Consider the following 24,778-nt stretch of genomic DNA (forward strand, 5'->3'; position numbering starts at 1 on the left):
CGCTGCATGAATGCCTCGTCACGTCCTGAATCCACCGAAAATCCGGTTCATTATCGCGGGGATACCCGCTGCATGATGGAAGAAAACGCCGGCTACCTGATCAAGTTGGTCGCCAACTCCCTGAACCGCATGCTGGACCAGGAAATGGCGCCGCTCGACCTCACCGCGATGCAGTGGCGCCCGATCGCCATGGTTGCCCTGGGCCGGGCCGACACGCCCGCCGAACTGGCCCGGCTCAACGGCGTCGACACCGGCGCCATGACCCGCACGCTCGACCGGCTCGAGGCCAAGGGCCTGCTGCGGCGGGCCCGCAACCAGCTGGACCGGCGGGTCGTGAAGATCGAACTGACCGAACTGGGCGAGACCAAGGCGCGCGAAATCCCGCCCAATATCGCCCGCGTGCTGAACCACCACCTGCGTGGTTTCTCCACCGACGAAGTGACGCAGCTGATGCACTTCCTGCGCCGCATGATCGCCAACGGTTCCGCCTCCGCGCCCGAGCGCTGACGGCGCCCGCCCAAGCCAACCCGCCCCTGCGAAAGGGGTTTTATTTGACGTAATATTTGCCTAGGCAAATACAGATTAATCAATTACTTTCAGCAGATTGTCAGGATGAAACGCCTTCTTTCTACCGCATTAGTGCTGGCCTTGAGCGGTTGCGCCCTGATGGAACCCGGCTCCGAGCCGGTGGCCGCCCTGAATGAAACCAAGCTGGGCCTGACCGCCCAGGCCGTCGCCTGGCCCGACACGCAATGGTGGCATCGCTACGGCGACAGCCAGCTCGACGCGCTGATGGACGAAGCGCTGGCCAACAGCCCGTCCATGACCGCCGCCCAGGCGCGCCTGGCCAAGGCCAACGCCGCCGTCAGCACCGCCCGCGCTCCCCTGATGCCGCGCGTGGACGCCAACTACACGCTCAACCGCGAGCACTTGTCCGGCGACTACATCTACCCGGCGCCGCTGGGCGGATCGGTCGTCAGCGACAACCGCCTGGCGCTGGACTTCAGCTACGAGCTCGATTTCTGGGGCAAGAACCGCTCGCACCTGAAAGCCGCGGTCTCGCAGCAGGCCGCCGCCGCGGCCGACGCCCAGGCGGCGCGCAACGTGCTGGCCAGCGCCACCGTGCGCGCCTACCTCAATCTGCAGGACGCCTTCGCCCAGCGCGACGTCATCAAGCGCGTGCTGACCCAACGCGAGGAAGTGCTGTCGCTGACCCGCGGCCGCTATTCCGCCGGCCTGGACACCCAGGTCGAGGTCAAGCAGGCCGAATCGTCGCTGGCCGCCGGCCAGGTCGAGCTGACCCAGACCGAGACCACGCTGGCGCAACTGCGCAACCAGGTCGCGGCCCTGGCCGGCGCCGGCCCGCAGCGCGGCCAGTCGCTCGTGCAAGCCTCCCTGACCGCGCCTGCCGGCGGCGTGCCCGACAGCGTGCCGCTGGACCTGCTGGGCCACCGTCCCGACGTGGTCGCCGCGCGCTGGCGCGCCGAGGCCGCCCGGCACCAGATCGACAGCGCCCGCGCCGAGTTCTACCCCAACGTCAACCTCGTGGCCTTCGCCGGCTTCCAGGCGATCGGCACCGGCAACCTGCTCGGCGCCGCCGCCCGCACCGCCGGCTTCGGTCCGGCCATCACCCTGCCGATCTTCCACGGCGGCGAGCTGAACGCCAACCTGGCCGGCCGCCGCGCCGACGCCGACCTGGCCGTGTCCGACTACAACCAGGCCGTGCTCGACGCCGTGCACCAGGTCGCCGACGCGCTCGACGGCCTGCGCCTGCTGGAACAGGAACGGACGCAGCAGCGCCAGGCGCGCGAAGCCATCGAGGCCGCCTATGAGCTGGCCGTCAACCGCTACAAGGCCGGCATGGGCAACTACCTGACCGTCCTGGTCGCGCAGACCGGCGTGCTGACCCAGGCGCGGCTCGACACCGACCTGCGCATCCGCGCCTACCAGCTCGACGCCAACCTGGCCAACGCGCTGGGCGGCGGCTACGTCCCCGCCCCCGCGCAGCAGCCCGCGCCCGCCACGAACTCCACTCATTGAACGCTCCGGATTCAGACGTCATGAACGCAGCCACTCCCACGACCAACCCCGCCCGCAAACGCCTGCTGCTGACCGCGACCGGCGTTTTCATCCTCATCGCGATCGCCTACGGCATCTGGTGGGCCCTGTTCGGCGCCCACTTCGAAAGCACCGACGACGCCTACGTGCACGGCAACCTGGTGCAGATCACGCCCCAGGTGCCCGGCACCGTGGTCGCCATCGAGGCCGACGACACCGAGACCGTCACCGCCGGCCAGCCGCTGGTGCGCATCGATCCGGCCGACACGCAGGTCGCCCTGCAGCAGGCCGAGGCCAAGCTGGCGCAGACCGTGCGCCAGGTCCGCACCTACTACGTCCAGAACGACGCGCTGGCCGCTGACGTCGACCTGCGCCAGGCCGACATCCAGCGCGCGCAGGCCGAACTGACCCGCGCCCAGAGCGACGTCACCCGCCGCCAGCAACTGGCCAAGTCGGGCGGCGTCAGCGGCGAGGAAATCCTGCACGCCGAAGCCGCGCTCAAGACCGCGCAGTCCGGCCTGGCGCAGGCCCGCGCCGCGCTGGCCGCCTCGCGCGCCAAGCTGGCGACCAACCAGGCGCTGACGCAAGGCACCACGGTGGCCGACCACCCTGACGTGCGCCAGGCCGTCGCCGGCCTGCGCAACGCCTGGCTGGCGCAATCGCGCACGGTGCTGCCCGCCCCCGTCGGCGGCGTCATCGCCCGCCGCACCGTCCAGGTAGGCCAGCGCGTGGCCCCCGGCGCCGCGCTCATGACGGTGGTGCCGCTGGACCAGGTCTGGGTCGAAGCCAACTTCAAGGAAGGCCAGCTGCGCAAGATGCGCATCGGCCAGCCGGTCACGATGACCGCCGACCTGTACGGCAGCTCGGTCACCTACCACGGCAAGATCGCCGGCCTGGACGCCGGCACCGGCAGCGCCTTCGCCCTGCTGCCGGCCCAGAACGCCACCGGCAACTGGATCAAGGTGGTGCAGCGCGTGCCCGTGCGCATCGCCCTCGACCCCGAGGACCTGAAGACGCATCCGCTGCGCGTGGGCCTGTCGATGGACGTGGAAGTCGACGTCGGCAAGCAGGACGGCGAAGCGCTGACCACCGCCGCCCGCAAGGAACCGGCCTGGTCGACGCGCGCCTTCGAACCGGCCCATGACGAGGTCGACGCCCTGATCGGCAAGATCATCCAGGCCAACCTCGCCTCCGACGAATTCACCCCGCAGGCGGCGCAGTCGCCCGTGGCCAAAGAGGGCTTGGCGCTCGGCGCCAAGTAAGGGAGCTTTCCCATGAGCACCACCGCTCAGCCCGCGGCCGGCGGCGCCCCCGCCGAGCCGACCGTACTCCCGCCCGGGACCTACCCGCCGCTGGAAGGCGCCACCCGCATCATCGGGTCGATCGCGCTGTCCACGGCGGTGTTCATGAACGTGCTGGACACCTCGATCGCGAACGTGTCCATTCCCACCATCTCCGGCGACCTCGGTGTCAGCTCCAGCCAGGGCACCTGGGTCATCACCTCGTTCGCGGTGGCCAACGCCATCACCGTGCCGCTGACCGGCTGGCTGACGCAGCGCTTCGGCCAGGTACGGCTGTTCCTGATCTCCACCCTGCTGTTCGTGCTGGCCTCGTGGCTGTGCGGCTTCTCGCCCTCGCTCGAAGCCCTGATCGCGTTCCGCGTGCTGCAGGGCGCCGTGGCCGGGCCGATGATCCCGCTGTCGCAGACCCTGATGCTGGCCAGCTTCCCCAAGTCCAAGGCGGGCATGGCGCTGGCGGTCTGGTCCATGACGACACTGGTGGCGCCGGTGGCCGGCCCCCTGCTCGGCGGCTGGATCTCCGACAACTACACCTGGCCGTGGATCTTCTACATCAACGTGCCGGTGGGCCTGCTGGCGGCGTGGATCAGCTGGCGCATCTACGGCAACCGCGAATCGCTGACCCGCAAGCTGCCGATCGACAAGCTCGGCCTGGTGCTGCTGGTGGTGTGGGTCGGTTCGCTGCAGATCATGCTCGACAAGGGCAAGGAACTGGACTGGTTCGCCAGCCCCACCATCATCGCCCTGGCCGCCATCGCCTTCGTCGCCTTCGTCTTCTTCCTCATCTGGGAGCTGACCGACGCGCACCCGGTGGTCGACCTGCGCCTGTTCAAGATCCGCAACTTCACGGTCGGCGCGCTGACGCTGGCGGTGGCCTACGGCGTGTTCTTCGGCAACGTGGTGCTGCTGCCGCTCTGGCTGCAGAGCTACATGGGCTACACGGCCACCTACGCCGGCCTGGTGACCGCGCCGGTGGGCCTGCTGGCCATCCTGCTCACGCCGATGGTGGGCAAGATGCTGGCCACCCGCGACCCGCGCCAGATCGTGACGGTGGCGTTCCTGATCTTCGCGCTGGTGTGCTTCATGCGTTCGGGCTTCAACACCCAGACCGACGTGCGCACGCTGATGATCCCGACCATCATCCAGGGCGCGGCCATGGCGGCGTTCTTCGTGCCGCTGACCTCGATCACGCTGTCGAGCATCGAGCCCTGGCGCATCCCGGCCGCCTCGGGCCTGTCGAACTTCCTGCGGCTGACCGCGGGCGCCTTCGGCACCTCGATCGCGACCACCCTGTGGGAGAACCGCGCGACGCTGCACCATGTGCAATTGACCGAGTCCGCGCGGCCCGGCCAGCAGGCGTTCGACCAGACGCTCAACGTCCTGCAGAACACGGTCGGCATGTCGCACCAGCAGGCCTTGAGCACGGTCGACCGGCTGATCAACGCGCAGGCGTTCACGATGTCCGCGGTGGATGTGTTCTACGCCTCGGCGGTGATCTTCCTGTTGCTGACCGGCCTGGTCTGGTTCGCCCGGCCACGCTCGACCAAGGCGGGCGGTGGCGGCGGCGCGGCGGAAGCGGCGGCGGGCGCCCACTGAGCCTCTCCGGACAGAGGCCAAGACAAAGGGCCCGGCAGATTCTGCCGGGCCCTTTTTTTCAATTTTTTAGTAACGCATGCCAGTCCTGCCGCTCGATCACCTCCGGCGGCAGCGCGCTTACCGGCGACAGGTTGATCACCGACACACCGCGCCCCCGCCACTGTTGCGCGGCGAAACGGAACGAGGGTTCGATCAGGCGGGCGAAGTTGCGCGTCAGCCGGCTGGTCTGAGGCGTCTCGCCCTCGTCATAGAAACGCATGCCATGCTGCAGCGTCAGATCCAGGCCGTGCACGTAAACCTTGCGCGCGCCACCGGAAATCATGACCTGCAACGCCACATAGGCCACCGTATCGGCGTCGAACACCCCAAGTGACGCGTCGAAGCTGTAGCCCAGCCCCTGCTTGGCATCCAACAACCGCAGGTCCGGCGACGCCGCCACCATGCGCTTGAGCACTGCGGGCGCCGCGCTACGCTGGTAGGCGCGCTCGGAAATGAATTCGATGATACAAATGCGGCAACGAATGTATTCCTGCGGAATTCCCTGCATGATGTAGCGCAGCACATCAGGCAGCACATACAGCGTCAGGTCACAAGCGACGATCTCGCGCACCAGATCAATGCGGTCTCGCACGAAGTTCTGGTCGATGATGCAGTAATACTTGAACTGCAGATCGAACTTGCGCTTTAGCGTGATCGAACCGTTCACCCCCATGGCCGCCCGGATATTCAGGCGGTCATAGGGAATCTCGGCAATCGAGGGGCCGCTCAGAATCAGATGCATCTCGTCGTCGCTGGGGTCGTATCCCTGCTCCAACGGCGTAATCGGCATGGAACGGCCCAGCGCCCGAAAACCACAGATCACCCCAGCCGGATTGCGCCAGATACGCACGAACGGCCACAGGTGCTGATTGTGGCGCTGCGTGCGCGACCGCATCATCCGGAACAGCTTGCGAACGAAGCGGTCCGCACGACTGCCGCCCACCCGAACAGTGGGAGCGGCGATGGAATCGACCATGGTCTCGGCCCTCATACAGCGCTATACCGACGCGATAAGCGACGCGATGGCGTCGCCTACCTCGGCGGTCGATGCGGTGCCCTTCATGTCGCGCGTGCGTGGGCCTTCGGCCAGCACCGATTCAATGGCGCGGACCACGGCCGCCGAGGCGTCCGGATATCCGAGGAAATCCAGCATCAGCGCGCCGCTCCAGATCTGGCCGATCGGGTTGGCGATGCCCTTGCCGTAAATATCGGGTGCAGAACCATGCACGGGCTCGAACAGCGAGGGAAACCTACGTTCGGGATTCAGGTTGGCCGAGGGCGCAATGCCAATGGTTCCCGTGCAGGCGGGGCCAAGGTCGGAAAGAATATCGCCGAAAAGATTGGAAGCTACGACCACGTCGAACCAGTCAGGATGTTGCACGAAATGCGCGCAGAGGATATCGATGTGATATTTGTCCCAACGAACATCCGGATAGTTCCCGGCCATTTCCGCCACGCGCTGATCCCACCAGGGCATTGAAATCGAAATGCCGTTGGACTTGGTCGCCGCCGTCAGGTGCTTGCCGCGCTTGCGGGCCAGCTCGAAGGCGAATTTCAGCACGCGCTCGGCGCCGATGCGGGTAAATACGCTTTCCTGGATGACGACTTCGCGCTCGGTGCCACCAAACAGGACGCCGCCGCTGTTGGAATATTCACCCTCGGTGTTTTCACGCACGATGAAGAAATCGATCTCGCCGGGCTGGCGGCCGGCCAGCGGCGACGGCACACCCGGCATCAGGCGTACCGGACGCAGATTGATGTATTGGTCGAATTCACGGCGGAACTTGAACAGCGAGCCCCACAGCGCCTCGTGGTCGGGCACCGTGGCCGGCCAGCCGATGGCGCCGAAGAAAATCGCTTCATGCTGGCCGATCTGCCGCTGCCAATCGTCCGGCATCATCTTGCCGTGCTCGGCGTAATAATCGCAGCTCCAGTCGAAGTGGTCCCACTGGAAATCAATGCCAAAGCGCGACGCCACGGCGTCGAGTACTTTCAAGCCCTCCGGAACGACTTCCTTGCCGATTCCGTCCCCTGGGATCACCGCAATTTTGTGCTTTTTTGCCACCACCGTTTCCTTTGCATCCTGGATTGCATCGCCCAGAATCATAGGCATAAATGAGGGCAACGCAATACCCCAAGTTACAAACAACGTACTACCCTGCGTTACAACAAACCGGACGCAAATTTGTTCCGCAAATGGAATACAGAATTCAACGGCGCGTCTTGGACCCCAGCAGCGATCCCAGGATGCCACGCGCCAGTTGCGTCGCGATCGAACGCGCCGTGCTCTTGGCGAAAGTCTGCACCACGCCGTCGCGCTTGCCGCCGCGCGGGCCGGTGGAGCCGAACAGCACATCGTTCAGGCTGTCCATCAGGCCGCCGCCCTGCGCCTCGGCTGGCGCGCCGCCCGCCGTCGGCGTTGGCGCGGCCCTCCCAGGGGCCTGATCGGCCGGCGCCGCCGCGCGTCCGGCCAGCACTTCGTAGGCGGATTCGCGGTCGATGGCCTTGTCATATTTGGCGGACATGGGGCTGCCCTGGCGCAAGGCCTGGCACTCGGCGTCGGTGGCCGGGCCGATGCGGCTGCCGGGCGGCACGATCCAGGCGCGCTCGGTCGGCATCGGCCGGCCCTTGGCGTCCAGCAGCGACACCAGCGCCTCGCCCACGCCCAATTCGGTAATGGCCGCCTCGATATCCAGCCCCGGATTGGGCCGCATGGTCTGGGCCGCGGTCTTGACGGCCTTCTGGTCGCGCGGCGTGAAGGCGCGCAACGCGTGCTGCACCCGGTTGCCCAACTGGCCCAGCACGGTGTCCGGAATGTCCAGCGGGTTCTGCGTCACGAAATAGACGCCCACGCCCTTGGAACGCACCAGCCGCACCACCTGCTCGATCTTGCTCAGCAGCGCCGGCGGCGCGTCGTTGAACAGCAGGTGCGCCTCGTCGAAGAAGAACACCAGTTTGGGCTGGTCGACGTCGCCCACTTCCGGCAGTTTCTCGTACAGGTCGGCCAGCAGCCACAGCAGGAAGATGGCGTACAGCCGAGGCGCCTGCATCAGCTTGTCGGCGGCCAGCACGTTGACGATGCCGTGGCCCTGGGCGTCGGTGCGCATCAGGTCGGCCACGTCCAGCATCGGCTCGCCGAAGAATTTCTCGGCGCCCTGCGACTCCAGCGCCAGCAGGCCGCGCTGGATCGCGCCGACGCTGGCGGCGGACACATTGCCATAGCGCGTCTTGAGCTCGGCGGCGCGGTCGGCGACGTTCTGCAGCATGGCGCGCAGGTCTTTCAGGTCCAGCAGCAGTTGGCCTTCGTCGTCCGCCACCTTGAACACCAGCGTCAGCACGCCTTCCTGGGTGTCGTTCAGTTCGAGGATGCGCGCCAGCAGCAGCGGCCCCATGTCGGTGATGGTGGCGCGCACCGGCGTGCCCTGCTCGCCGAACACATCCCACAAGGCCACCGGGCTGGCGCCCCAGGCCGGTTCGTCCAGGCCCAGGTTCTTGAACCGCTCCTGCAGCTTGGGGCTGGCCACCCCCGCCTGCGAGATGCCGGTCAGGTCGCCCTTGACGTCGGCCATGAAGACCGGCGTGCCGAGGCGGGAAAAGGACTCGGCCAGGACCTGCAGGGTGACGGTCTTGCCGGTGCCGGTGGCGCCGGTGATGCAGCCGTGGCGGTTGGCCAGGGCTGGCAGCAGCGCCAACTCGGTCTGCGCATTCTTGGCGATGACGATGGGGTTGGGCATGGGCTGCTCTCCGGACCGTAATGACTCAGATGCCCAAGTGTAGAGCCTGCGGTGGCGCTTGTGCGCGTGGCAATATGGACACAGGCGGCCGACTCCCGGGCGCGCGGGCCGCCGGCACGGTAAAATGCCCTTTTTGCAGACAATTTATCCTGGGAAGCCATGGCCGGACACAGCAAATGGGCCAATATTCAGCACCGCAAAGGCCGCCAAGACGCCAAACGCGGAAAGCTCTGGACCAAGATCATTCGTGAAATCACCGTGGCGGCGCGCGCCGGCGGCCCCGACCCGGACAGCAACCCGCGCTTGCGCATGGCCTGGGACAAGGCCACCGACGCCAACATGCCCAAGGACAACATCCAGCGCGCCATCCAGCGCGGCGCGGGCGGCGCGGACGGCGAAGCGTACGAAGAAGTGCGCTACGAGGGTTACGGCATCGGTGGCGCGGCGGTCATCGTCGACTGCATGACCGACAACCGCACCCGCACCGTGGCCGAAGTGCGCCACGCCTTCGCCAAGAACGGCGGCAACCTGGGCCAGGAAGGCTCGGTGGCCTTCATGTTCAAACACTGCGGCCAATTCGTGTTCGCCCCCGGCACGCCGGAAGACCAGGTCATGGAAGCCGCCCTCGAGGCCGGCGCCGAAGACGTCGCCACCGACGAGGAAGGCGTGATCGAAGTCATCTGCGCGCCGACCGACTACGCCGCCGTGCGCAAGGCGTTCGACGACGCCGGCCTGAAGGCCGAAGTCGACGGCATCGTCATGAAGGCCCTGAACGAAACCGAACTGGCCGGCGAAGACGCCATCAAGATGCAGAAGCTGCTCGACGCCCTGGAAGGCCTGGACGACGTGCAGGAAGTCTATACCACCGTCATTTTCGACGAAGCGCAGTAAGTTGTCTCGCGACACTCGACTGGCAACCTTAAGAATCACGCAACAATGAAACTCCTGGTAATTGGCTCGGGCGGCCGCGAACATGCCCTCGCCTGGCGACTGGCCCGCTCCCCGCGCGTACACAAGGTGTACGTGGCGCCGGGCAACGGTGGCACGCAACGGGCCGAGCAGATGGAAAACATCGCGCTCACCAATGCCGAGGAATTGGCTGATTTCGTCCAGCGCGAAGGCATCGCCCTGACCGTCGTCGGCCCCGAGGCGCCGCTGGCCGCCGGCGTGGTCGACGTCTTCCGCGCCCGCGGCCTGAAGATCTTCGGGCCGACCAAGGCCGCCGCGCAGCTGGAAAGCTCCAAGGACTACGCCAAGGCCTTCATGGTCCGGCACAACATCCCGACCGCGCGCTACGAGACCTTCACCGATCCCGCCGCCGCCCACGCCTATATCGACCAGGAAGGCGCCCCCATCGTGATCAAGGCCGACGGCCTGGCCGCGGGCAAGGGCGTGGTGGTCGCCGCCACGCTCGAAGAGGCGCATGCCGCCGTCGACGCCATGCTGGGCGACGGCTCCATGGGCGAAGCCGGCGCGCGCGTCGTCATCGAGGAATGCCTGGTGGGCGAGGAAGCCAGCTTCATCGTCATGTGCGACGGCCGCAACGTGCTGGCCCTGGCCACCAGCCAGGACCACAAGCGCCTGCAGGACGGCGACCAGGGCCCGAACACCGGCGGCATGGGCGCCTACTCGCCCGCCCCCATCGTCACGCCCGAACTGCACCACCGCATCATGCGCGAAATCATCCTGCCGACCGTGCAGGGCATGACGCGCGACGGCATCCCCTACACCGGCTTCCTGTACGCCGGCCTGATGATCGCCCCCGGCGATGATCCCGACCGCGCCATCAAGACACTGGAATTCAACTGCCGCATGGGCGATCCGGAAACCCAGCCGATCATGATGCGCGTCAAGAGCGACCTGCTGGACGCGCTCGAGCACGCCGTCGAAGGCACGCTGGACCAGGCCGACATCACCTGGGACCGCCGCACCGCCCTGGGCGTGGTGCTGGCTTCGCACAACTACCCCAATACCCCGCGCACCGGCGACGTCATCCGCGGCCTGCCCGCCGACGCCGACGACTGCATGGTGTTCCACGCGGCCACCCGCCTGGAAGGCGAGGAAACCCAGACCACCGGCGGCCGCGTGCTGTGCGTCACCGCGCTGGGCGACTCGGTCAAGATGGCGCGCGACCGCGTGTACGAAGCGATCGACGGCATCCACTTCGACGGCCGCCAGTACCGCAGCGATATCGGCTGGCGCGCGCTCAAGCCGTCGCAGCAGAAGCCCAAGTCGAACGCGTAACCGGAAGCGCCGATGAATGCCTTGCCCGTCGCCGACGTCCGCGGCTACCTCACCGGCCTGCAGTCCCGCATCGTCGCCGCGCTGGAGGCCGCCGAGGGCGGCCCCTTCCGCAGCGACGAATGGGTCCGGCCCGAAGGCGGCGGCGGCCTGTCGCGCCTGCTCGAAGGCGGCCAGCTTTTCGAACGCGCCGGCGTGCTGTTCAGCCACGTCCGCGGCTCGAAGCTGCCGCCCTCGGCCAGCGCGCACCGGCCCGAACTGGCCGGCCGCTCCTGGGAAGCCATGGGCGTGTCGATGGTGCTGCACCCGCGCAATCCGTATGTGCCCACCACGCACATGAACGTGCGCATGTTCGTCGCCGCGGCCCGCCCCGGCCATGACGAAGCCGACGTGTTCTGGTTCGGCGGCGGCATCGACCTGACGCCCTACTACCCCTTCGAGGAAGACGCGCGCCACTTCCACACGGTGTGCCGCGACGCGCTGGCCGGCCACGGCGCCGACTACTACCCGCGCTACAAGCGCTGGTGCGACGAGTATTTCTTCCTCAAGCACCGCAACGAGACCCGCGGCATCGGCGGCATCTTCTTCGACGACCTGAACGCCCCCGGCTTCGACGCCTCCTTCGCGCTGACGCGCGCGGTCGGCGATGCCTTCCTCGACAGCTACCTGCCGATCGTCGAACGCCGCCGCGACACGCCCTACGGCGAACGCGAACGCGACTTCCAGGCCTATCGCCGCGGCCGCTATGTCGAATTCAACCTGGTGTTCGACCGCGGCACGCTGTTCGGCCTGCAATCCGGCGGCCGCACCGAGTCGATCCTGCTGTCCATGCCGCCGCTGGCGCAATGGCGCTACGACTGGCAGCCGCAAGCGGGCACGCCCGAAGCCGAACTGGCCGCCTACCTGACGCCGCAGGACTGGGTGTGAAGCGTATCGGGCTCCTGGGCGGCAGTTTCGACCCCGTCCATGTCGCGCACGTCGCGCTCGCCGACAACGCCTTGCGCGCGCTCGGCCTGGCCCAGGTGCAACTGATCCCGGCGGCCAACCCGTGGCAGCGCGCGGCCCTGAACGCCACCGAGGACCAGCGCCGCGCCATGCTGGAGCTGGCCATCGCCGGCCACGGCGGCCTGGTCGTCAATCCGATCGAACTCGAGCGCGGCGGCGCCACCTACACCATCGACACCCTGCGCGCCCTGCCCGCGGATGCTCGCTACGTCTGGCTGCTCGGCGCCGACCAGCTGGCCAATTTCTGCACCTGGCAGTCCTGGCGCGAGATCGCCAGCCTGGTCGACCTGGCGGTGGCGACGCGGCCCGGCACGCCGCTGGCGCCGCCCGCCGAACTGGCGGACTGGCTGCGCGGCCAGGGACGCCAGCTGGAAGAATTGCCGTTTGCCCCGATGCCGGTGTCTGCCTCGCAGATCCGCGAGCGCCTGGCGCGGGGCGAATCCACCGACGGCCTGCTGGCCCCTTCCGTCGCCGCCTATATTGCGGCGCACCATCTTTACCGATAAACCCATCCCGCCCGGGCGCGCAGCGCCACGGAACCGGCACCCGCCGTCCGTGAGCGGGTTATATTTGCAGCTATGGATATTCAGAAACTCCAACGCGCCGTCATCGACGCCCTCGAAGACGTCAAGGCGCAAGACATCAAGGTCTTCAACACCACGCATCTGACCAGCCTGTTCGATCGCGTCGTGATTGCAAGTGCCACCTCCAACCGCCAGACGCGGGCGCTGGCCGCCAGCGTGGCCGACCGCGGCCGCGCGCTCGACCTCTCCGGCATCACGATCGAAGGCGAGGACACCGGCGAATGGGTCGTCGTCGACCTGGGCGATGTCGTGGTCCACATCATGCAGCCCGCCATCCGCCAGTACTACAACCTGGAAGAGATCTGGGGCGGCAAGCCGGTGCGCGTCAAACTGCTGCCCGAATCGACCCGGGTCGCGCCGATCGCCAGCGACAGCGCCTACGACAGCACCGACGACTAAGGCGTGTCGTGAAGCTGATCGTCGCCGCCGTGGGCACCCGCATGCCGGACTGGGTGCAGACCGCCTGGGACGACTACGCCAAGCGCCTGCCGCCCGACTGCGCGCTGGAACTGCGCGAGATCAAGCCCGAACCCCGCACCACCGGCAAGACGCCGGCCCAGATGATGGCCGCCGAGGCCAAGCGCATCGAGGCCGCCCTGCCGGCCGGCGCGCTGCGCCTGGCGCTGGACGAACGCGGCCGCGACCTCACCACCATGGCGTTGTCGCAGAAGCTCGAACAATGGCGCGCGGGCGGCCAGGACGTCGCCTTCCTGGTCGGCGGCCCGGACGGCCTGGATGCCGACCTCAAGGCATCGTGCAGCGGCCAGTTGCGGCTGTCGTCGCTGACGCTGCCGCACCCCATGGTGCGCGTGGTGCTGGCCGAACAGCTCTACCGCGCCTGGGCCATCATGACCAACCATCCCTATCACCGCGCCTGAGGCATGACGCCCGGCGCCAGCCTGGTGCGCCCGCCGCGCGCCGCCTCCCATGACTGACGCCTCCTCTCCCGCACGCCTCTACCTCGCCTCCGCCAGTCCCCGCCGGCGCGAACTGCTGACGCAGATCGGCCTGGCGCACGAGGTGCTGCGCGTTCCCGCCCCACCCGGCGAAGACGAACCGCAACACCCCGGCGAAAGCGCCGCCGACTACGTCCAGCGCACCGCGCGCGACAAGGCCGAGCGCGGCCGCGACTGGCTGCGCGGGCAAGCCCTGCCCGTCCTGCCGCTGCTGGCCGCCGACACCACCGTCATCCTCGACGGCCAGGTGCTGGGCAAGCCCGCCGATCGCGACGACGCCATCCGCATCCTGCAGGCGCTGTCGGGCCAGACGCACCAGGTCCACACCGCCGTCGCGCTGTGGACGGGCGATCGCCTGCTGGAAGCGGTCTCGATCACCCACGTGCGGATGCGTCCGCTCGAACTCGACGAGATCGCGCGCTACTGCGACAGCGGCGAGCCTTACGGCAAGGCCGGCGCCTATGGCATCCAGGGCCTGGCCGGCACCTTCGTCGCGAACATCGATGGCAGCTACACCGGCGTCATGGGCCTGCCCCTGTTCGAGACCGCCAACCTGTTGCGGGCCGCGGGCATCGCGATTCCCTGATTCCGCGCGACTCCATGAAAAAAGCCCCCGGGCCTTGCGGTCCGGGGGCTTTTTGCCGTGTTCAGGAGGCGTCGATCAGCTCTGCGACGTCGACACCCGCGCCATCGCCTGCGGCTGCGCGGCCGGGGCCTCGCCTTCCAGCGCGGCATGCAGCTGGTCCTTGTCCAGTTCGCCTTCCCAGCGCGCCACCACCACGGCGGCCGTGGCGTTGCCGACCAGGTTGGTCAGCGCGCGGCATTCGGACATGAAGCGGTCCACGCCCAGGATCAGCGCCATGCCGGCCACCGGCACCGTCGGCACCACCGACAGCGTGGCCGCCAGCGTGATGAAGCCGGCGCCCGTCACGCCCGCGGCGCCCTTGGAGCTCAGCATCGCCACCAGCAGCAGCAGGATCTGGTCGCCCAGCGACAGCGGAATGTCGCAGGCCTGGGCGATGAACAGCGCCGCCATCGTCATGTAGATGTTGGTGCCGTCCAGGTTGAACGAATAACCGGTGGGCACCACCAGGCCGACGACCGACTTCGAGCAGCCGGCGCGTTCCATCTTCTGCATCAGCGTCGGCAGCGCCGCTTCCGACGAGCTCGTGCCCAGCACCAGCAGCAGTTCTTCGCGGATGTAGCGCACCAGCTTCAGGATCGAGAAGCCGTTGTAGCGCGCCACCAGGCCCAGCACCACCACCACGAACAGCACCGCGGTGGCGTAGAACGTGCCCACCAGCATCGCCAGATTGATGATCGACTTGATGCCGTACTTGCCGATGGTGAACGCCATGGCGCCGAAGGCGCCGATGGGCGCGGCCTTCATCAGGATGGCGACCAGCTTGAAGATGGGCTGGGCCAGCGCCGTCAGGAAGTCCAGCACCGGCTTGCCGCGCTCGCCGACCTGCGCCAGCGCGATGCCGAACAGCACGGCCACGAACAGCACCTGCAGGATGTCGCCGCCGACGAACGGACTGAAGATCGTGGTGGGGATGACGTTCAGCAGGAAGCCGGTGATGGTCGAGTCATGCGCCTTGGCGACATAGCCCGACACCGCCTTCTGGTCCAGCGTGGCCGGATTGATGTGCATGCCGGCGCCCGGCTGCACGATGTGGCTCACCACCATGCCCACGATCAGGGCCAGGGTCGAGAACACCAGGAAGTACAGCATGGCCTTGCCCGCCACGCGACCGACCTTCTTCAGGTCGCTCATGGCCGCGATACCGGTCGCCACCGTCAGGAAGATCACCGGGGCGATGATCATCTTCACCAGCTTGATGAAGCCGTCACCCAGGGGTTGCATGGCCTGGCCGAGGTCGGGCTTGAAATAGCCCAGCAGAATGCCGATCACAATCGCGAAAAGCACCTGCACGTACAGGATTTGATAGAACTTGAGCTTGCGCGCAGGCGCGCTTTGATCTACTTCGATCATCGGGATTTGTCCCCACCAGGGGCCCCAGGCTCCATGCGACGATGCGCAGCGGGTAGCGGGGCGTTATCTCTTTTAAAGCCTTGCGTATCTCCGCAGGCCGATTTCACCCGGTAAGCGATATCGCCGGGCTTGCCCAGCTATACGCAAATGCCGTGCCAACCCGCCGTCGATCGTTCCCTGAATTCAAGCCCTTGATTCAGCTACGATTTTTCAGGTGAACCCAGGACGTTGCCGAAAAGAACGGCGAAATATCACACAGAACTCAGCTAGAATGTGCGAAAAACCGCACAACATTATGTCCACTCGCCCTTCCTCCCAGGCGGCGCCCGCGCCGGCGCCTGTCCAAGCGGATGCCGCCGCGCCCCGGCGCCGTCCGGCGTGGCCGTGGGCCCTGCTGATCCTGGCGGCCGTGGCGGTGGTGTTCGGCATCTTGCATGCCGCCAGCGAATGGGCGCGCGACGGCGCCCTCAAGGAAGCCTATCTGCAGGCTCGCAGCGCCGGCCAGATCAACGCCGCCCTGCTGCGCAACAACCTGGATAAATTCCGCGCGCTGCCCTTCGTCCTGACCCGCGACGTCGACCTGCGCGCCACGCTGCAGAATCCCACGGCGGCGCAGATCGAATCGCTCGACGATAAACTCGACACTCTGAGCCGCGGCGTGGGCGCCTCGGCCATCTACGTCCTGGACCAGACCGGCTACGCCATCGCCGCCAGCAACTGGCGCGAACCCGCCACCTTCGTCGGCGTCGACTACCAGTTCCGGCCGTACTTCCGCGGCGCCGTGGCGCACGGGTCGGCCGAGCATTTCGCGCTTGGCACCATCAGCCACGAAGCCGGCCTGTACCTGTCGCGACGGGTCGACGACACCAACGGCGTGATGCTGGGCGTCGTGGTGCTGAAGGTCGATTTCCGCGACCTGGAAGCCGACTGGCGCCAGTCGAACGCGCCCATCTTCGTCACCGACGAGCATGGCGTGGTGCTGCTGGGCAGCGTGCCCGACTGGCGCTTCCGCGTGCTCAAGCCACTGGCGCCCGACCTGGCCCAGACCCTGCGCACCAGCCTGCAGTTCGGCGACGCCATGTTCCAGCCGCTGCCGTTGCAGCCCACCCCGAGAACCGTCAGCGGCGGCCAGCTGCTGAGATCCGGCGACGCCCTGCCGCAGATCCCGGCCGGCGCGCCGCTGCTGCACACCACCCTGCCCATCGTCGAATCGCCGGGCTGGACGCTGCACCTGCTGTCGCCCGTGCAATCGGCGCTGAACCGCGCCACCGCCAACGCGCAATTGGGCGCGCTGCTGGCCCAGGGCGTGCTGTCCGCCGTCATCGGCATCCTGCTCTACCGCCGCCATCGCAGCCGCGAAGGCGCCGCCCAGCAGATGGTGGTGCGGCAGCAGCTGGCCGCCCAGGTCGAAGAGCGCACAGCACAACTGCGCGAGGTCAACCAGCAACTGCTGGCGCAGATGGACGAACGCCAGCGCACCGAGGCGCGCCTGCACACCATGCAGGACGAGCTGGTACAGGCAAGCAAGCTGGCGCTGCTGGGCCAGGTCGCCGCCGGCGTCGCGCACGAAATCAACCAGCCGGTGGCGGCGATCCGCGCCTATGCCGACAACGCCGCTGAATTCCTGCGCCGCCAGGACCCGGCCTCCGTCGAGGAAAACCTGGGCACCATCGCCTCGCTCACCGACCGCATCGGCCATATCACGGGCGAGCTGCGCGCGTTCTCGCGCAAGGCAGGCGCCTCGGTCGGCCCCACCAGCCTGAAGGAAGCGCTGGACGGCGCGCTGCTGCTGGTCGGCCCCCGCGCCCGGCGCCAGCGCGTGGTGCTGCAACGCCCGCCGGTGGAACAGGACTACCTGGTGCAGGCCAACCGCATCCGCCTCGAGCAGGTGCTGGTGAACCTGCTGCAGAACGGCATGGATGCGCTCGAGGACCAGGCCGACGGCCGCATCATCATCGCGCTGCAGGACATGGGCGCCTCGGTGCAATTGTTCGTCAACGACAACGGCCCGGGCCTGTCGCCCGAAGCCAGCGCCCACCTGTTCACGCCGTTCCACACCACCAAGGCCGAAGGCCTGGGGTTGGGCCTGGTGATCTCCCGCGACATCGTCGCCGAATTCGGCGGCGACCTGCGCGCCGCCCATCCCGGCGACGCCATCTTTCCCGCGCCCCACGGCCCCGGCCGCGGCGCGATGTTCACCCTGACGCTGCGCAAGTCGCCGCCTTCGATCCATGACCCGCGTACCTGACACCGACCACTCCCAGCCCGCGCAGCCAGGCGCCATGCCTGGAGCCGCCTTGCTGGAAGATCCCCGCGCCAGGCCGGCCATGCCCCGCGTCGCCTTCATCGACGACGACGAGGAACTGCGCCGCGCCAACGTGCAGACGCTCAAGCTGCACGGCATCGCGGTCGAAGCCCACGCCAGCGCGCGCGCCGCGCTCGCCACGATCAGTCGCGATTTCGACGGCGTGGTGGTCACCGATATCCGCATGCCCGACATCGACGGGCTGCAGCTGTTCCAGCGCCTGCAGGCCATCGATCCGGAGATCCCCGTCATCCTCATCACCGGCCATGGCGACATCGCCATGGCCGTGCAATGCATGCGCGACGGCGCCTATGATTTCCTGGCCAAGCCCTATCCGCCCGATCGCCTGGTCACCGCCGTCACCCATGCCGCCGAAAAGCGTCACCTGGTGCTCGAGAACCGCCGCCTGCGCGAGGCGGCGTTCGCGGTCGAAGCCGACGAAGTGCCCTTCATCGGCACTGCCCCGGCCATGCAGCGCATCAAGCAGACGCTGCGCCACATCGCCGACGCCGACGTCGACGTGCTGGTGGAAGGTGAAACCGGCACTGGCAAGGAAGTGGTCGCCACCGCCCTGCACCGCCTGAGCCGCCGGCGCCATCGCGCGCTGGTCGCGATCAACTGTGGCGCACTGCCGGAAAGCGTGATCGAAAGCGAACTGTTCGGCCACGAGGCTGGCGCCTTCACCGGCGCGCAGAAACGGCGCATCGGCCGCATCGAGCACGCCAGCGGCGGCACCCTGTTCCTGGACGAAATCGAGAGCATGCCGCTGGCGGTGCAGGTCAAGCTGCTGCGCGTGCTTGAATCGCGCCAGATCACTCCGCTGGGCAGCAACGAAGTCCGCAGCCTGGACCTGCGCGTCGTCGCGGCCACCAAGGAAGACCTGGGCAGCCCCGCCATCCGCGCCAAATTCCGCGAAGACCTGTTCTACCGCCTGAATGTGGTCACCATCCGCATTCCACCGCTGCGCGAACGCCGCGAAGACATCCCGCTGCTGCTGGCCCACTACCTGGGCCACGCCTCGCGCCGCTTCCAGCGCGACATCCCCGACATGCCCGCGGACATCAAGCGTCACCTGTTGACGCACGACTGGCCCGGCAATGTGCGAGAACTCGCACACTTCGCTGAACGCTTCGTCCTGGGCGTGCTAAACGCACCCATCGCCACGGCGCCCGAACCCGCTGCCAGCACCGGCACCCTGCCGGAAAAGATCGAGCGTTTCGAAGCCCAGCTCATCCGCGAAGCGCTCGCCGCCCACCAGGGCGACGTCCGCTCAACCCTGGAAGCGCTGGGCATCCCACGCAAGACCTTCTACGACAAGCTGCAACGCCACGGCATTGACCGCCAGGACTACACCGGGACGGCGCCGCTGGGCTGAAGTGGGCATAGGCATCGACGCCTGTCAGCAGCCCAACAAAGCAAAAACCCCCGTGCGGCGCCAGCCGCACGGGGGTTTCTTTTCAAGCGCCAGTTTTACGCGCACAAAAGACAAAACCCCACAGGCGGAGCCTATGGGGTTTTGCGGAATAAAAGCCTGACGATGACCTACTTTCACAGACGTCCGTCCACTATCATCGGCGCAAAGGCGTTTCACTGTCCTGTTCGGGATGGGAAGGAGTGGTACCACCTTGCTATGGTCGTCAGGCGTAACTGGTTGAGAGATTGTCCTTTGGGGGACAACCGCTCCAATCTTGGAAGAAGCGCAACGTGTGGGGATCAGAGGCTAAGCTCGATGATCCCGCACAGTGGGTGTAATTGGTGTTGGCTGGCTGCTGACGGGGCAGCCAGATTTTGTATTGAACGACACTTGGAACGCTATACCACCAGGTCATAACCATCAGTGTTATAGGATCAAGCCTCACGAGCAATTAGTATCGGTTAGCTTAACGCATTACTGCGCTTCCACACCCGACCTATCAACGTCCTGGTCTCGAACGACTCTTTAGGGGGATCAAGTCCCCGGGATACCTAATCTTCAGACAAGTTTCCCGCTTAGATGCCTTCAGCGGTTATCTCTTCCGTACTTAGCTACCCGGCAATGCCATTGGCATGACAACCGGTACACCAGAGGTACGTCCACTCCGGTCCTCTCGTACTAGGAGCAGGCTCCGTCAAGTATCCAACGCCCACGGCAGATAGGGACCAAACTGTCTCACGACGTTTTAAACCCAGCTCACGTACCTCTTTAAATGGCGAACAGCCATACCCTTGGGACCGGCTACAGCCCCAGGATGAGATGAGCCGACATCGAGGTGCCAAACACCGCCGTCGATATGAACTCTTGGGCGGTATCAGCCTGTTATCCCCAGAGTACCTTTTATCCGTTGAGCGATGGCCCTTCCATTCAGAACCACCGGATCACTATGTCCTGCTTTCGCACCTGTTCGACTTGTCAGTCTCACAGTCAAGCACGCTTATGCCATTGCACTATCAGCACGATTTCCGACCGTACCTAGCGTACCTTCGAACTCCTCCGTTACACTTTGGGAGGAGACCGCCCCAGTCAAACTGCCCACCATGCACTGTCCCCGATCCGGATAACGGACCAAGGTTAGAACCGCAAACAAACCAGGGTGGTATTTCAAGGATGGCTCCACGTGATCTAGCGACCACGCTTCAAAGCCTCCCACCTATCCTACACAGGCCGGTTCACAGTCCAATGCAAAGCTACAGTAAAGGTTCATGGGGTCTTTCCGTCTAGCCGCGGGTAGATTGCATCATCACAAACACTTCAACTTCGCTGAGTCTCAGGAGGAGACAGTGTGGCCATCGTTACGCCATTCGTGCAGGTCGGAACTTACCCGACAAGGAATTTCGCTACCTTAGGACCGTTATAGTTACGGCCGCCGTTTACCGGGGCTTCGATCAAGAGCTTGCACCCCATCACTTAACCTTCCGGCACCGGGCAGGCGTCACACCCTATACGTCGACTTTCGTCTTTGCAGAGTGCTGTGTTTTTAATAAACAGTCGCAGCCACCGATTCTCTGCGACCCCATCATGCTAAGCGCGCAGGCGCTTCACACTACCGGGGTATACCTTCTCCCGAAGTTACGGTATCAATTTGCCGAGTTCCTTCTCCTGAGTTCTCTCAAGCGCCTTGGAATATTCATCCCGTCCACCTGTGTCGGTTTGCGGTACGGTCTCGTACAGCTGAAGCTTAGAGGCTTTTCTTGGAACCACTTCCAATCACTTCGCAAGCAATGCTCGCTCGTGCCATACCCTTGATTTACGCGCCCGGATTTGCCTAAGCGCCATCTTCGATACAGCAACAGGGACATCCAACACCCTGATGATCTTCCGCGATCCGTCCCCCCATCGCACTGTACGACGGTACTGGAATATTAACCAGTTTCCCATCAGCTACGCATCTCTGCCTCGCCTTAGGGGCCGACTCACCCTGCGCCGATGAACGTTGCGCAGGAAACCTTGGACTTACGGCGAGGGGGCTTTTCACCCCCTTTATCGCTACTCATGTCAGCATTCGCACTTCTGATACCTCCAGCAGCCTTTACAAGCCACCTTCGCAGGCTTACAGAACGCTCTCCTACCGCGTGCACTAAAAGTGCACACCCGCAGCTTCGGTTTATCGCTTAGCCCCGTTACATCTTCCGCGCAGGACGACTCGATCAGTGAGCTATTACGCTTTCTTTAAAGGATGGCTGCTTCTAAGCCAACCTCCTGACTGTCTATGCCTTCCCACTTCGTTTCCCACTTAGCGATAATTCGGGACCTTAGCTGGCGGTCTGGGTTGTTTCCCTCTTGAGTCCGGACGTTAGCACCCGGTGCTCTGTCTCCCAAGCTGTACTTGCGGGTATTCGGAGTTTGCCATAGTTTGGTAAGTCGCCATGACCCCCTAGCTATAACAGTGCTCTACCCCCGCAGTAATACTTGAGGCACTACCTAAATAGTTTTCGGAGAGAACCAGCTATTTCCAGATTTGTTTAGCCTTTCACCCCTATCCACAGCTCATCCCCTAATTTTTCAACATTAGTGGGTTCGGTCCTCCAGCACGTGTTACCGTGCCTTCAACCTGGCCATGGATAGATCATCTGGTTTCGGGTCTACACCCAGCGACTGAATCGCCCTATTCGGACTCGCTTTCGCTACGGCTTCCCTATTCGGTTAACCTTGCCACTGAATGTAAGTCGCTGACCCATTATACAAAAGGTACGCAGTCACCCCACAAGGAGGCTCCTACTGTTTGTATGCATACGGTTTCAGGATCTATTTCACTCCCCTTCCGGGGTTCTTTTCGCCTTTCCCTCACGGTACTGGTTCACTATCGGTCGATCACGAGTATTTAGCCTTGGAGGATGGTCCCCCCATCTTCAAACAGGATTTCACGTGTCCCGCCCTACTTTTCTTACGCTTAGTTCCACACACAAAATTTCGTCTACAGGGCTATCACCTGCTACGGCCGGACTTTCCATTCCGTTCGACTATCTTGCATGCTAAAACGTAAAGGCTCTTCCGATTTCGCTCGCCACTACTTTCGGAATCTCGGTTGATTTCTTTTCCTCGAGCTACTGAGATGTTTCAGTTCACCCGGTTCGCTTCCACTGACCTATGTATTCAGTCAGGGATACTCCTTGCGGAGTGGGTTTCCCCATTCGGATATCTGCGGATCAAAGCTTGTTTGCCAGCTCCCCGCAGCTTTTCGCAGGCTACTACGTCCTTCATCGCCTGTGATCGCCAAGGCATCCACCATATGCACTTAGTCGCTTGATCCTATAACGCTGTAGGCTATAGGACCTGAGTATTAGCGTTTGTGCCGTTCATAAGTTTCAAAGCAGTCTGAGGTTATTCACCCCAGTCTTGAGAACTTGGAACAAAATTAATGCAATCACAACCCGTACTTATCTTCATCAGCTTGCGCCGAGTACTTGATAAGTACATTTCGTTGTGCTTCTTCCAGATTGTTAAAGAACGAATATAGCTGTCAGGTAAAACCTAACTCATAAGACCGGGCAGAAATTATCTACACGACGCTATGAGTTAGCCTCTACATCACCACCAGGTGATCTTAAAGTCTTGGTGGAGGTGAACGGGATCGAACCGATGACATCCTGCTTGCAAAGCAGGCGCTCTCCCAGCTGAGCTACACCCCCATATTCACGGTATCAACTACCTGCGAATACTTGGTGGGTCTGGTTGGATTCGAACCAACGACCCCCGCCTTATCAAGACGGTGCTCTAACCGACTGAGCTACAGACCCAAAACCTTCTCGGATCAGTAGTCAGGAGTCATGGACACAGGGAGGAATCCCTCTACCCAAGCCCACAACCGATCCCAGCTATATATCAAACAACCGATAAGAGTGGACGCTTAACACGAGCACTAAGCTCTGAAAGGAGGTGATCCAGCCGCACCTTCCGATACGGCTACCTTGTTACGACTTCACCCCAGTCATGAATCCTACCGTGGTAATCGCCCCCTTGCGGTTAGGCTAACTACTTCTGGTAAAACCCACTCCCATGGTGTGACGGGCGGTGTGTACAAGACCCGGGAACGTATTCACCGCGACATGCTGATCCGCGATTACTAGCGATTCCGACTTCACGCAGTCGAGTTGCAGACTGCGATCCGGACTACGATCGGGTTTCTGGGATTGGCTCCCCCTCGCGGGTTGGCGACCCTCTGTCCCGACCATTGTATGACGTGTGAAGCCCTACCCATAAGGGCCATGAGGACTTGACGTCATCCCCACCTTCCTCCGGTTTGTCACCGGCAGTCTCATTAGAGTGCCCTTTCGTAGCAACTAATGACAAGGGTTGCGCTCGTTGCGGGACTTAACCCAACATCTCACGACACGAGCTGACGACAGCCATGCAGCACCTGTGTTCCGGTTCTCTTGCGAGCACTACCAAATCTCTTCGGCATTCCAGACATGTCAAGGGTAGGTAAGGTTTTTCGCGTTGCATCGAATTAATCCACATCATCCACCGCTTGTGCGGGTCCCCGTCAATTCCTTTGAGTTTTAATCTTGCGACCGTACTCCCCAGGCGGTCAACTTCACGCGTTAGCTGCGCTACCAAGGCCCGAAGGCCCCAACAGCTAGTTGACATCGTTTAGGGCGTGGACTACCAGGGTATCTAATCCTGTTTGCTCCCCACGCTTTCGTGCATGAGCGTCAGTGTTATCCCAGGAGGCTGCCTTCGCCATCGGTGTTCCTCCGCATATCTACGCATTTCACTGCTACACGCGGAATTCCACCTCCCTCTGACACACTCTAGCTCGGTAGTTAAAAATGCAGTTCCAAAGTTAAGCTCTGGGATTTCACATCTTTCTTTCCGAACCGCCTGCGCACGCTTTACGCCCAGTAATTCCGATTAACGCTTGCACCCTACGTATTACCGCGGCTGCTGGCACGTAGTTAGCCGGTGCTTATTCTGCAGGTACCGTCAGTTTCACGGGGTATTAACCCATGACGTTTCTTTCCTGCCAAAAGTGCTTTACAACCCGAAGGCCTTCATCGCACACGCGGGATGGCTGGATCAGGGTTTCCCCCATTGTCCAAAATTCCCCACTGCTGCCTCCCGTAGGAGTCTGGGCCGTGTCTCAGTCCCAGTGTGGCTGGTCGTCCTCTCAAACCAGCTACGGATCGTCGCCTTGGTGAGCCGTTACCCCACCAACTAGCTAATCCGATATCGGCCGCTCTAATAGTGCAAGGTCTTGCGATCCCCTGCTTTCCCCCGTAGGGCGTATGCGGTATTAGCTACGCTTTCGCGTAGTTATCCCCCGCTACTAGGCACGTTCCGATACATTACTCACCCGTTCGCCACTCGCCACCAGACCGAAGTCCGTGCTGCCGTTCGACTTGCATGTGTAAGGCATCCCGCTAGCGTTCAATCTGAGCCAGGATCAAACTCTTCAGTTTAATCTCTGTATTTGTTTCGTATTTCTTAGTTCCGAAGAACCGAGTCATACGTCGCTACTCAAAGGAAGTGAGGTATGTTCTTAAACTTGA

General features: G+C 64.2%; 17 protein-coding genes, 2 tRNA genes and 3 rRNA genes. 13 read left to right on the top strand and 9 right to left on the bottom strand.

Features of this window, described 5'->3' with window-relative positions; all coding sequences use genetic code 11:
- The first annotated feature begins 6 nt into the window (after nucleotides 1-6).
- From I6I07_RS29110 to I6I07_RS29125, 4 genes are all read left to right on the top strand, one after another.
- Nucleotides 7-507 carry a MarR family winged helix-turn-helix transcriptional regulator gene (locus tag I6I07_RS29110; RefSeq protein ID WP_035360147.1) on the top strand — a complete coding sequence of 167 codons (501 nt, stop codon included), beginning with the start codon at nucleotides 7-9 and terminating at the stop codon, nucleotides 505-507.
- A 105-nt stretch (nucleotides 508-612) separates the two neighbouring features.
- Nucleotides 613-2,040, top strand: a complete 1,428-nt coding sequence (locus I6I07_RS29115; protein ID WP_198484711.1) for an efflux transporter outer membrane subunit — start codon at nucleotides 613-615, stop codon at nucleotides 2,038-2,040.
- Nucleotides 2,041-2,060: 20 nt separating this feature from the next.
- Nucleotides 2,061-3,320 (top strand): HlyD family efflux transporter periplasmic adaptor subunit, encoded by a 1,260-nt coding sequence (locus I6I07_RS29120; protein ID WP_198484712.1) that lies wholly within the window; start codon nucleotides 2,061-2,063, stop codon nucleotides 3,318-3,320.
- 12 nt (nucleotides 3,321-3,332) lie between these two features.
- The gene (locus tag I6I07_RS29125; protein ID WP_232625816.1) at nucleotides 3,333-4,952 is read left to right on the top strand and encodes a DHA2 family efflux MFS transporter permease subunit; all 1,620 of its coding nucleotides are present in this window, start codon (nucleotides 3,333-3,335) and stop codon (nucleotides 4,950-4,952) included.
- Nucleotides 4,953-5,010: 58 nt separating this feature from the next.
- On the opposite strand, the gene I6I07_RS29130 is transcribed toward I6I07_RS29125, so the two are convergent.
- From I6I07_RS29130 to I6I07_RS29140, 3 genes are all read right to left on the bottom strand, one after another.
- Entirely contained in the window at nucleotides 5,011-5,967 is a 957-nt protein-coding gene (locus I6I07_RS29130) for a hypothetical protein (protein ID WP_198484713.1), read from the bottom strand.
- Nucleotides 5,968-5,988: 21 nt separating this feature from the next.
- Nucleotides 5,989-7,056, bottom strand: coding sequence for a tartrate dehydrogenase (locus tag I6I07_RS29135; protein WP_198487715.1), 1,068 nt, complete (start codon nucleotides 7,054-7,056; stop codon nucleotides 5,989-5,991).
- Between the two features lie 145 nt (nucleotides 7,057-7,201).
- Nucleotides 7,202-8,725 carry a helicase HerA-like C-terminal domain-containing protein gene (locus tag I6I07_RS29140; RefSeq protein WP_198484714.1) on the bottom strand — a complete coding sequence of 508 codons (1,524 nt, stop codon included), beginning with the start codon at nucleotides 8,723-8,725 and terminating at the stop codon, nucleotides 7,202-7,204.
- Between the two features lie 159 nt (nucleotides 8,726-8,884).
- Here I6I07_RS29140 and I6I07_RS29145 point away from each other — a divergent pair, with 159 nt between their 5' ends.
- The 7 genes from I6I07_RS29145 to I6I07_RS29175 all read left to right on the top strand — a co-directional run bounded on the left by I6I07_RS29145 (nucleotide 8,885) and on the right by I6I07_RS29175 (nucleotide 14,097).
- Entirely contained in the window at nucleotides 8,885-9,616 is a 732-nt protein-coding gene (locus tag I6I07_RS29145; RefSeq protein WP_006393917.1) for a YebC/PmpR family DNA-binding transcriptional regulator, read from the top strand.
- 45 nt (nucleotides 9,617-9,661) lie between these two features.
- Nucleotides 9,662-10,969, top strand: coding sequence for a phosphoribosylamine--glycine ligase (gene purD / locus I6I07_RS29150; RefSeq protein ID WP_198484715.1), 1,308 nt, complete (start codon nucleotides 9,662-9,664; stop codon nucleotides 10,967-10,969).
- Nucleotides 10,970-10,981: 12 nt separating this feature from the next.
- On the top strand, nucleotides 10,982-11,893 hold the full coding sequence (hemF, locus tag I6I07_RS29155; protein ID WP_198484716.1) for an oxygen-dependent coproporphyrinogen oxidase: 912 nt from the start codon (nucleotides 10,982-10,984) through the stop codon (nucleotides 11,891-11,893).
- The gene (gene nadD, locus I6I07_RS29160; RefSeq protein WP_198484717.1) at nucleotides 11,890-12,477 is read left to right on the top strand and encodes a nicotinate (nicotinamide) nucleotide adenylyltransferase; all 588 of its coding nucleotides are present in this window, start codon (nucleotides 11,890-11,892) and stop codon (nucleotides 12,475-12,477) included. Before hemF ends, nadD begins: the two co-directional genes overlap by 4 nt.
- Before the next feature lie 72 nt (nucleotides 12,478-12,549).
- Nucleotides 12,550-12,954 carry a ribosome silencing factor gene (gene rsfS / locus I6I07_RS29165; RefSeq protein ID WP_006393913.1) on the top strand — a complete coding sequence of 135 codons (405 nt, stop codon included), beginning with the start codon at nucleotides 12,550-12,552 and terminating at the stop codon, nucleotides 12,952-12,954.
- Between the two features lie 8 nt (nucleotides 12,955-12,962).
- Complete coding sequence (gene rlmH / locus I6I07_RS29170) at nucleotides 12,963-13,433, top strand: 23S rRNA (pseudouridine(1915)-N(3))-methyltransferase RlmH (RefSeq protein ID WP_006387790.1); 471 nt, start codon at nucleotides 12,963-12,965, stop codon at nucleotides 13,431-13,433.
- Between the two features lie 49 nt (nucleotides 13,434-13,482).
- Nucleotides 13,483-14,097 (top strand): Maf family protein, encoded by a 615-nt coding sequence (locus tag I6I07_RS29175; RefSeq protein ID WP_198484718.1) that lies wholly within the window; start codon nucleotides 13,483-13,485, stop codon nucleotides 14,095-14,097.
- Nucleotides 14,098-14,172: 75 nt separating this feature from the next.
- Here the strand turns inward: I6I07_RS29175 and I6I07_RS29180 are convergent, their stop codons facing one another.
- Nucleotides 14,173-15,507 carry a dicarboxylate/amino acid:cation symporter gene (locus I6I07_RS29180; protein WP_061071906.1) on the bottom strand — a complete coding sequence of 445 codons (1,335 nt, stop codon included), beginning with the start codon at nucleotides 15,505-15,507 and terminating at the stop codon, nucleotides 14,173-14,175.
- A gap of 295 nt (nucleotides 15,508-15,802) precedes the next feature.
- Here I6I07_RS29180 and I6I07_RS29185 point away from each other — a divergent pair, with 295 nt between their 5' ends.
- Both I6I07_RS29185 and I6I07_RS29190 read left to right on the top strand, forming a co-directional pair.
- The gene (locus tag I6I07_RS29185) at nucleotides 15,803-17,755 is read left to right on the top strand and encodes a sensor histidine kinase (protein ID WP_232625817.1); all 1,953 of its coding nucleotides are present in this window, start codon (nucleotides 15,803-15,805) and stop codon (nucleotides 17,753-17,755) included.
- A 34-nt stretch (nucleotides 17,756-17,789) separates the two neighbouring features.
- Entirely contained in the window at nucleotides 17,790-19,187 is a 1,398-nt protein-coding gene (locus I6I07_RS29190; protein WP_420094598.1) for a sigma-54-dependent transcriptional regulator, read from the top strand.
- 154 nt (nucleotides 19,188-19,341) lie between these two features.
- On the opposite strand, the gene rrf is transcribed toward I6I07_RS29190, so the two are convergent.
- The 5 genes from rrf to I6I07_RS29215 form a co-directional block, all read right to left on the bottom strand.
- Nucleotides 19,342-19,454, bottom strand: a 5S ribosomal RNA gene (rrf, locus tag I6I07_RS29195).
- 202 nt (nucleotides 19,455-19,656) lie between these two features.
- Nucleotides 19,657-22,538: ribosomal RNA gene (locus I6I07_RS29200) — 23S ribosomal RNA — on the bottom strand.
- A gap of 304 nt (nucleotides 22,539-22,842) precedes the next feature.
- Nucleotides 22,843-22,918: transfer RNA gene (locus I6I07_RS29205), tRNA-Ala, on the bottom strand.
- 31 nt (nucleotides 22,919-22,949) lie between these two features.
- A tRNA-Ile gene (locus I6I07_RS29210) sits at nucleotides 22,950-23,026 on the bottom strand.
- 132 nt (nucleotides 23,027-23,158) lie between these two features.
- A 16S ribosomal RNA gene (locus I6I07_RS29215) occupies nucleotides 23,159-24,688 on the bottom strand.
- The 16S, 23S and 5S rRNA genes sit together here with 2 tRNA genes alongside, the layout of an rRNA operon.
- Nucleotides 24,689-24,778 lie beyond the last annotated feature (90 nt).

It is taken from the genome of Achromobacter deleyi, from assembly GCF_016127315.1.
GTDB lineage: Bacteria > Pseudomonadota > Gammaproteobacteria > Burkholderiales > Burkholderiaceae_B > Achromobacter > Achromobacter insuavis_A.

What these genes read in the sequence shown, in the direction of transcription:
- I6I07_RS29145 (WP_006393917.1), top strand. Translation starts at nt 8,885, where the DNA reads ATGGCCGGACACAGCAAATGGGCCAATATTCAGCACCGCAAAGGCCGC.
- I6I07_RS29185 (WP_232625817.1), top strand. Translation starts at nt 15,803, where the DNA reads ATGTCCACTCGCCCTTCCTCCCAGGCGGCGCCCGCGCCGGCGCCTGTC.
- I6I07_RS29190 (WP_420094598.1), top strand. Translation starts at nt 17,790, where the DNA reads ATGCCTGGAGCCGCCTTGCTGGAAGATCCCCGCGCCAGGCCGGCCATG.
- rsfS (WP_006393913.1), top strand. Translation starts at nt 12,550, where the DNA reads ATGGATATTCAGAAACTCCAACGCGCCGTCATCGACGCCCTCGAAGAC.
- I6I07_RS29115 (WP_198484711.1), top strand. Translation starts at nt 613, where the DNA reads ATGAAACGCCTTCTTTCTACCGCATTAGTGCTGGCCTTGAGCGGTTGC.
- I6I07_RS29130 (WP_198484713.1), bottom strand. Translation starts at nt 5,967, where the DNA reads ATGGTCGATTCCATCGCCGCTCCCACTGTTCGGGTGGGCGGCAGTCGT.
- I6I07_RS29140 (WP_198484714.1), bottom strand. Translation starts at nt 8,725, where the DNA reads ATGCCCAACCCCATCGTCATCGCCAAGAATGCGCAGACCGAGTTGGCG.
- I6I07_RS29120 (WP_198484712.1), top strand. Translation starts at nt 2,061, where the DNA reads ATGAACGCAGCCACTCCCACGACCAACCCCGCCCGCAAACGCCTGCTG.
- hemF (WP_198484716.1), top strand. Translation starts at nt 10,982, where the DNA reads ATGAATGCCTTGCCCGTCGCCGACGTCCGCGGCTACCTCACCGGCCTG.
- I6I07_RS29180 (WP_061071906.1), bottom strand. Translation starts at nt 15,507, where the DNA reads ATGATCGAAGTAGATCAAAGCGCGCCTGCGCGCAAGCTCAAGTTCTAT.
- I6I07_RS29175 (WP_198484718.1), top strand. Translation starts at nt 13,483, where the DNA reads ATGACTGACGCCTCCTCTCCCGCACGCCTCTACCTCGCCTCCGCCAGT.
- purD (WP_198484715.1), top strand. Translation starts at nt 9,662, where the DNA reads ATGAAACTCCTGGTAATTGGCTCGGGCGGCCGCGAACATGCCCTCGCC.
- I6I07_RS29110 (WP_035360147.1), top strand. Translation starts at nt 7, where the DNA reads ATGAATGCCTCGTCACGTCCTGAATCCACCGAAAATCCGGTTCATTAT.
- I6I07_RS29125 (WP_232625816.1), top strand. Translation starts at nt 3,333, where the DNA reads ATGAGCACCACCGCTCAGCCCGCGGCCGGCGGCGCCCCCGCCGAGCCG.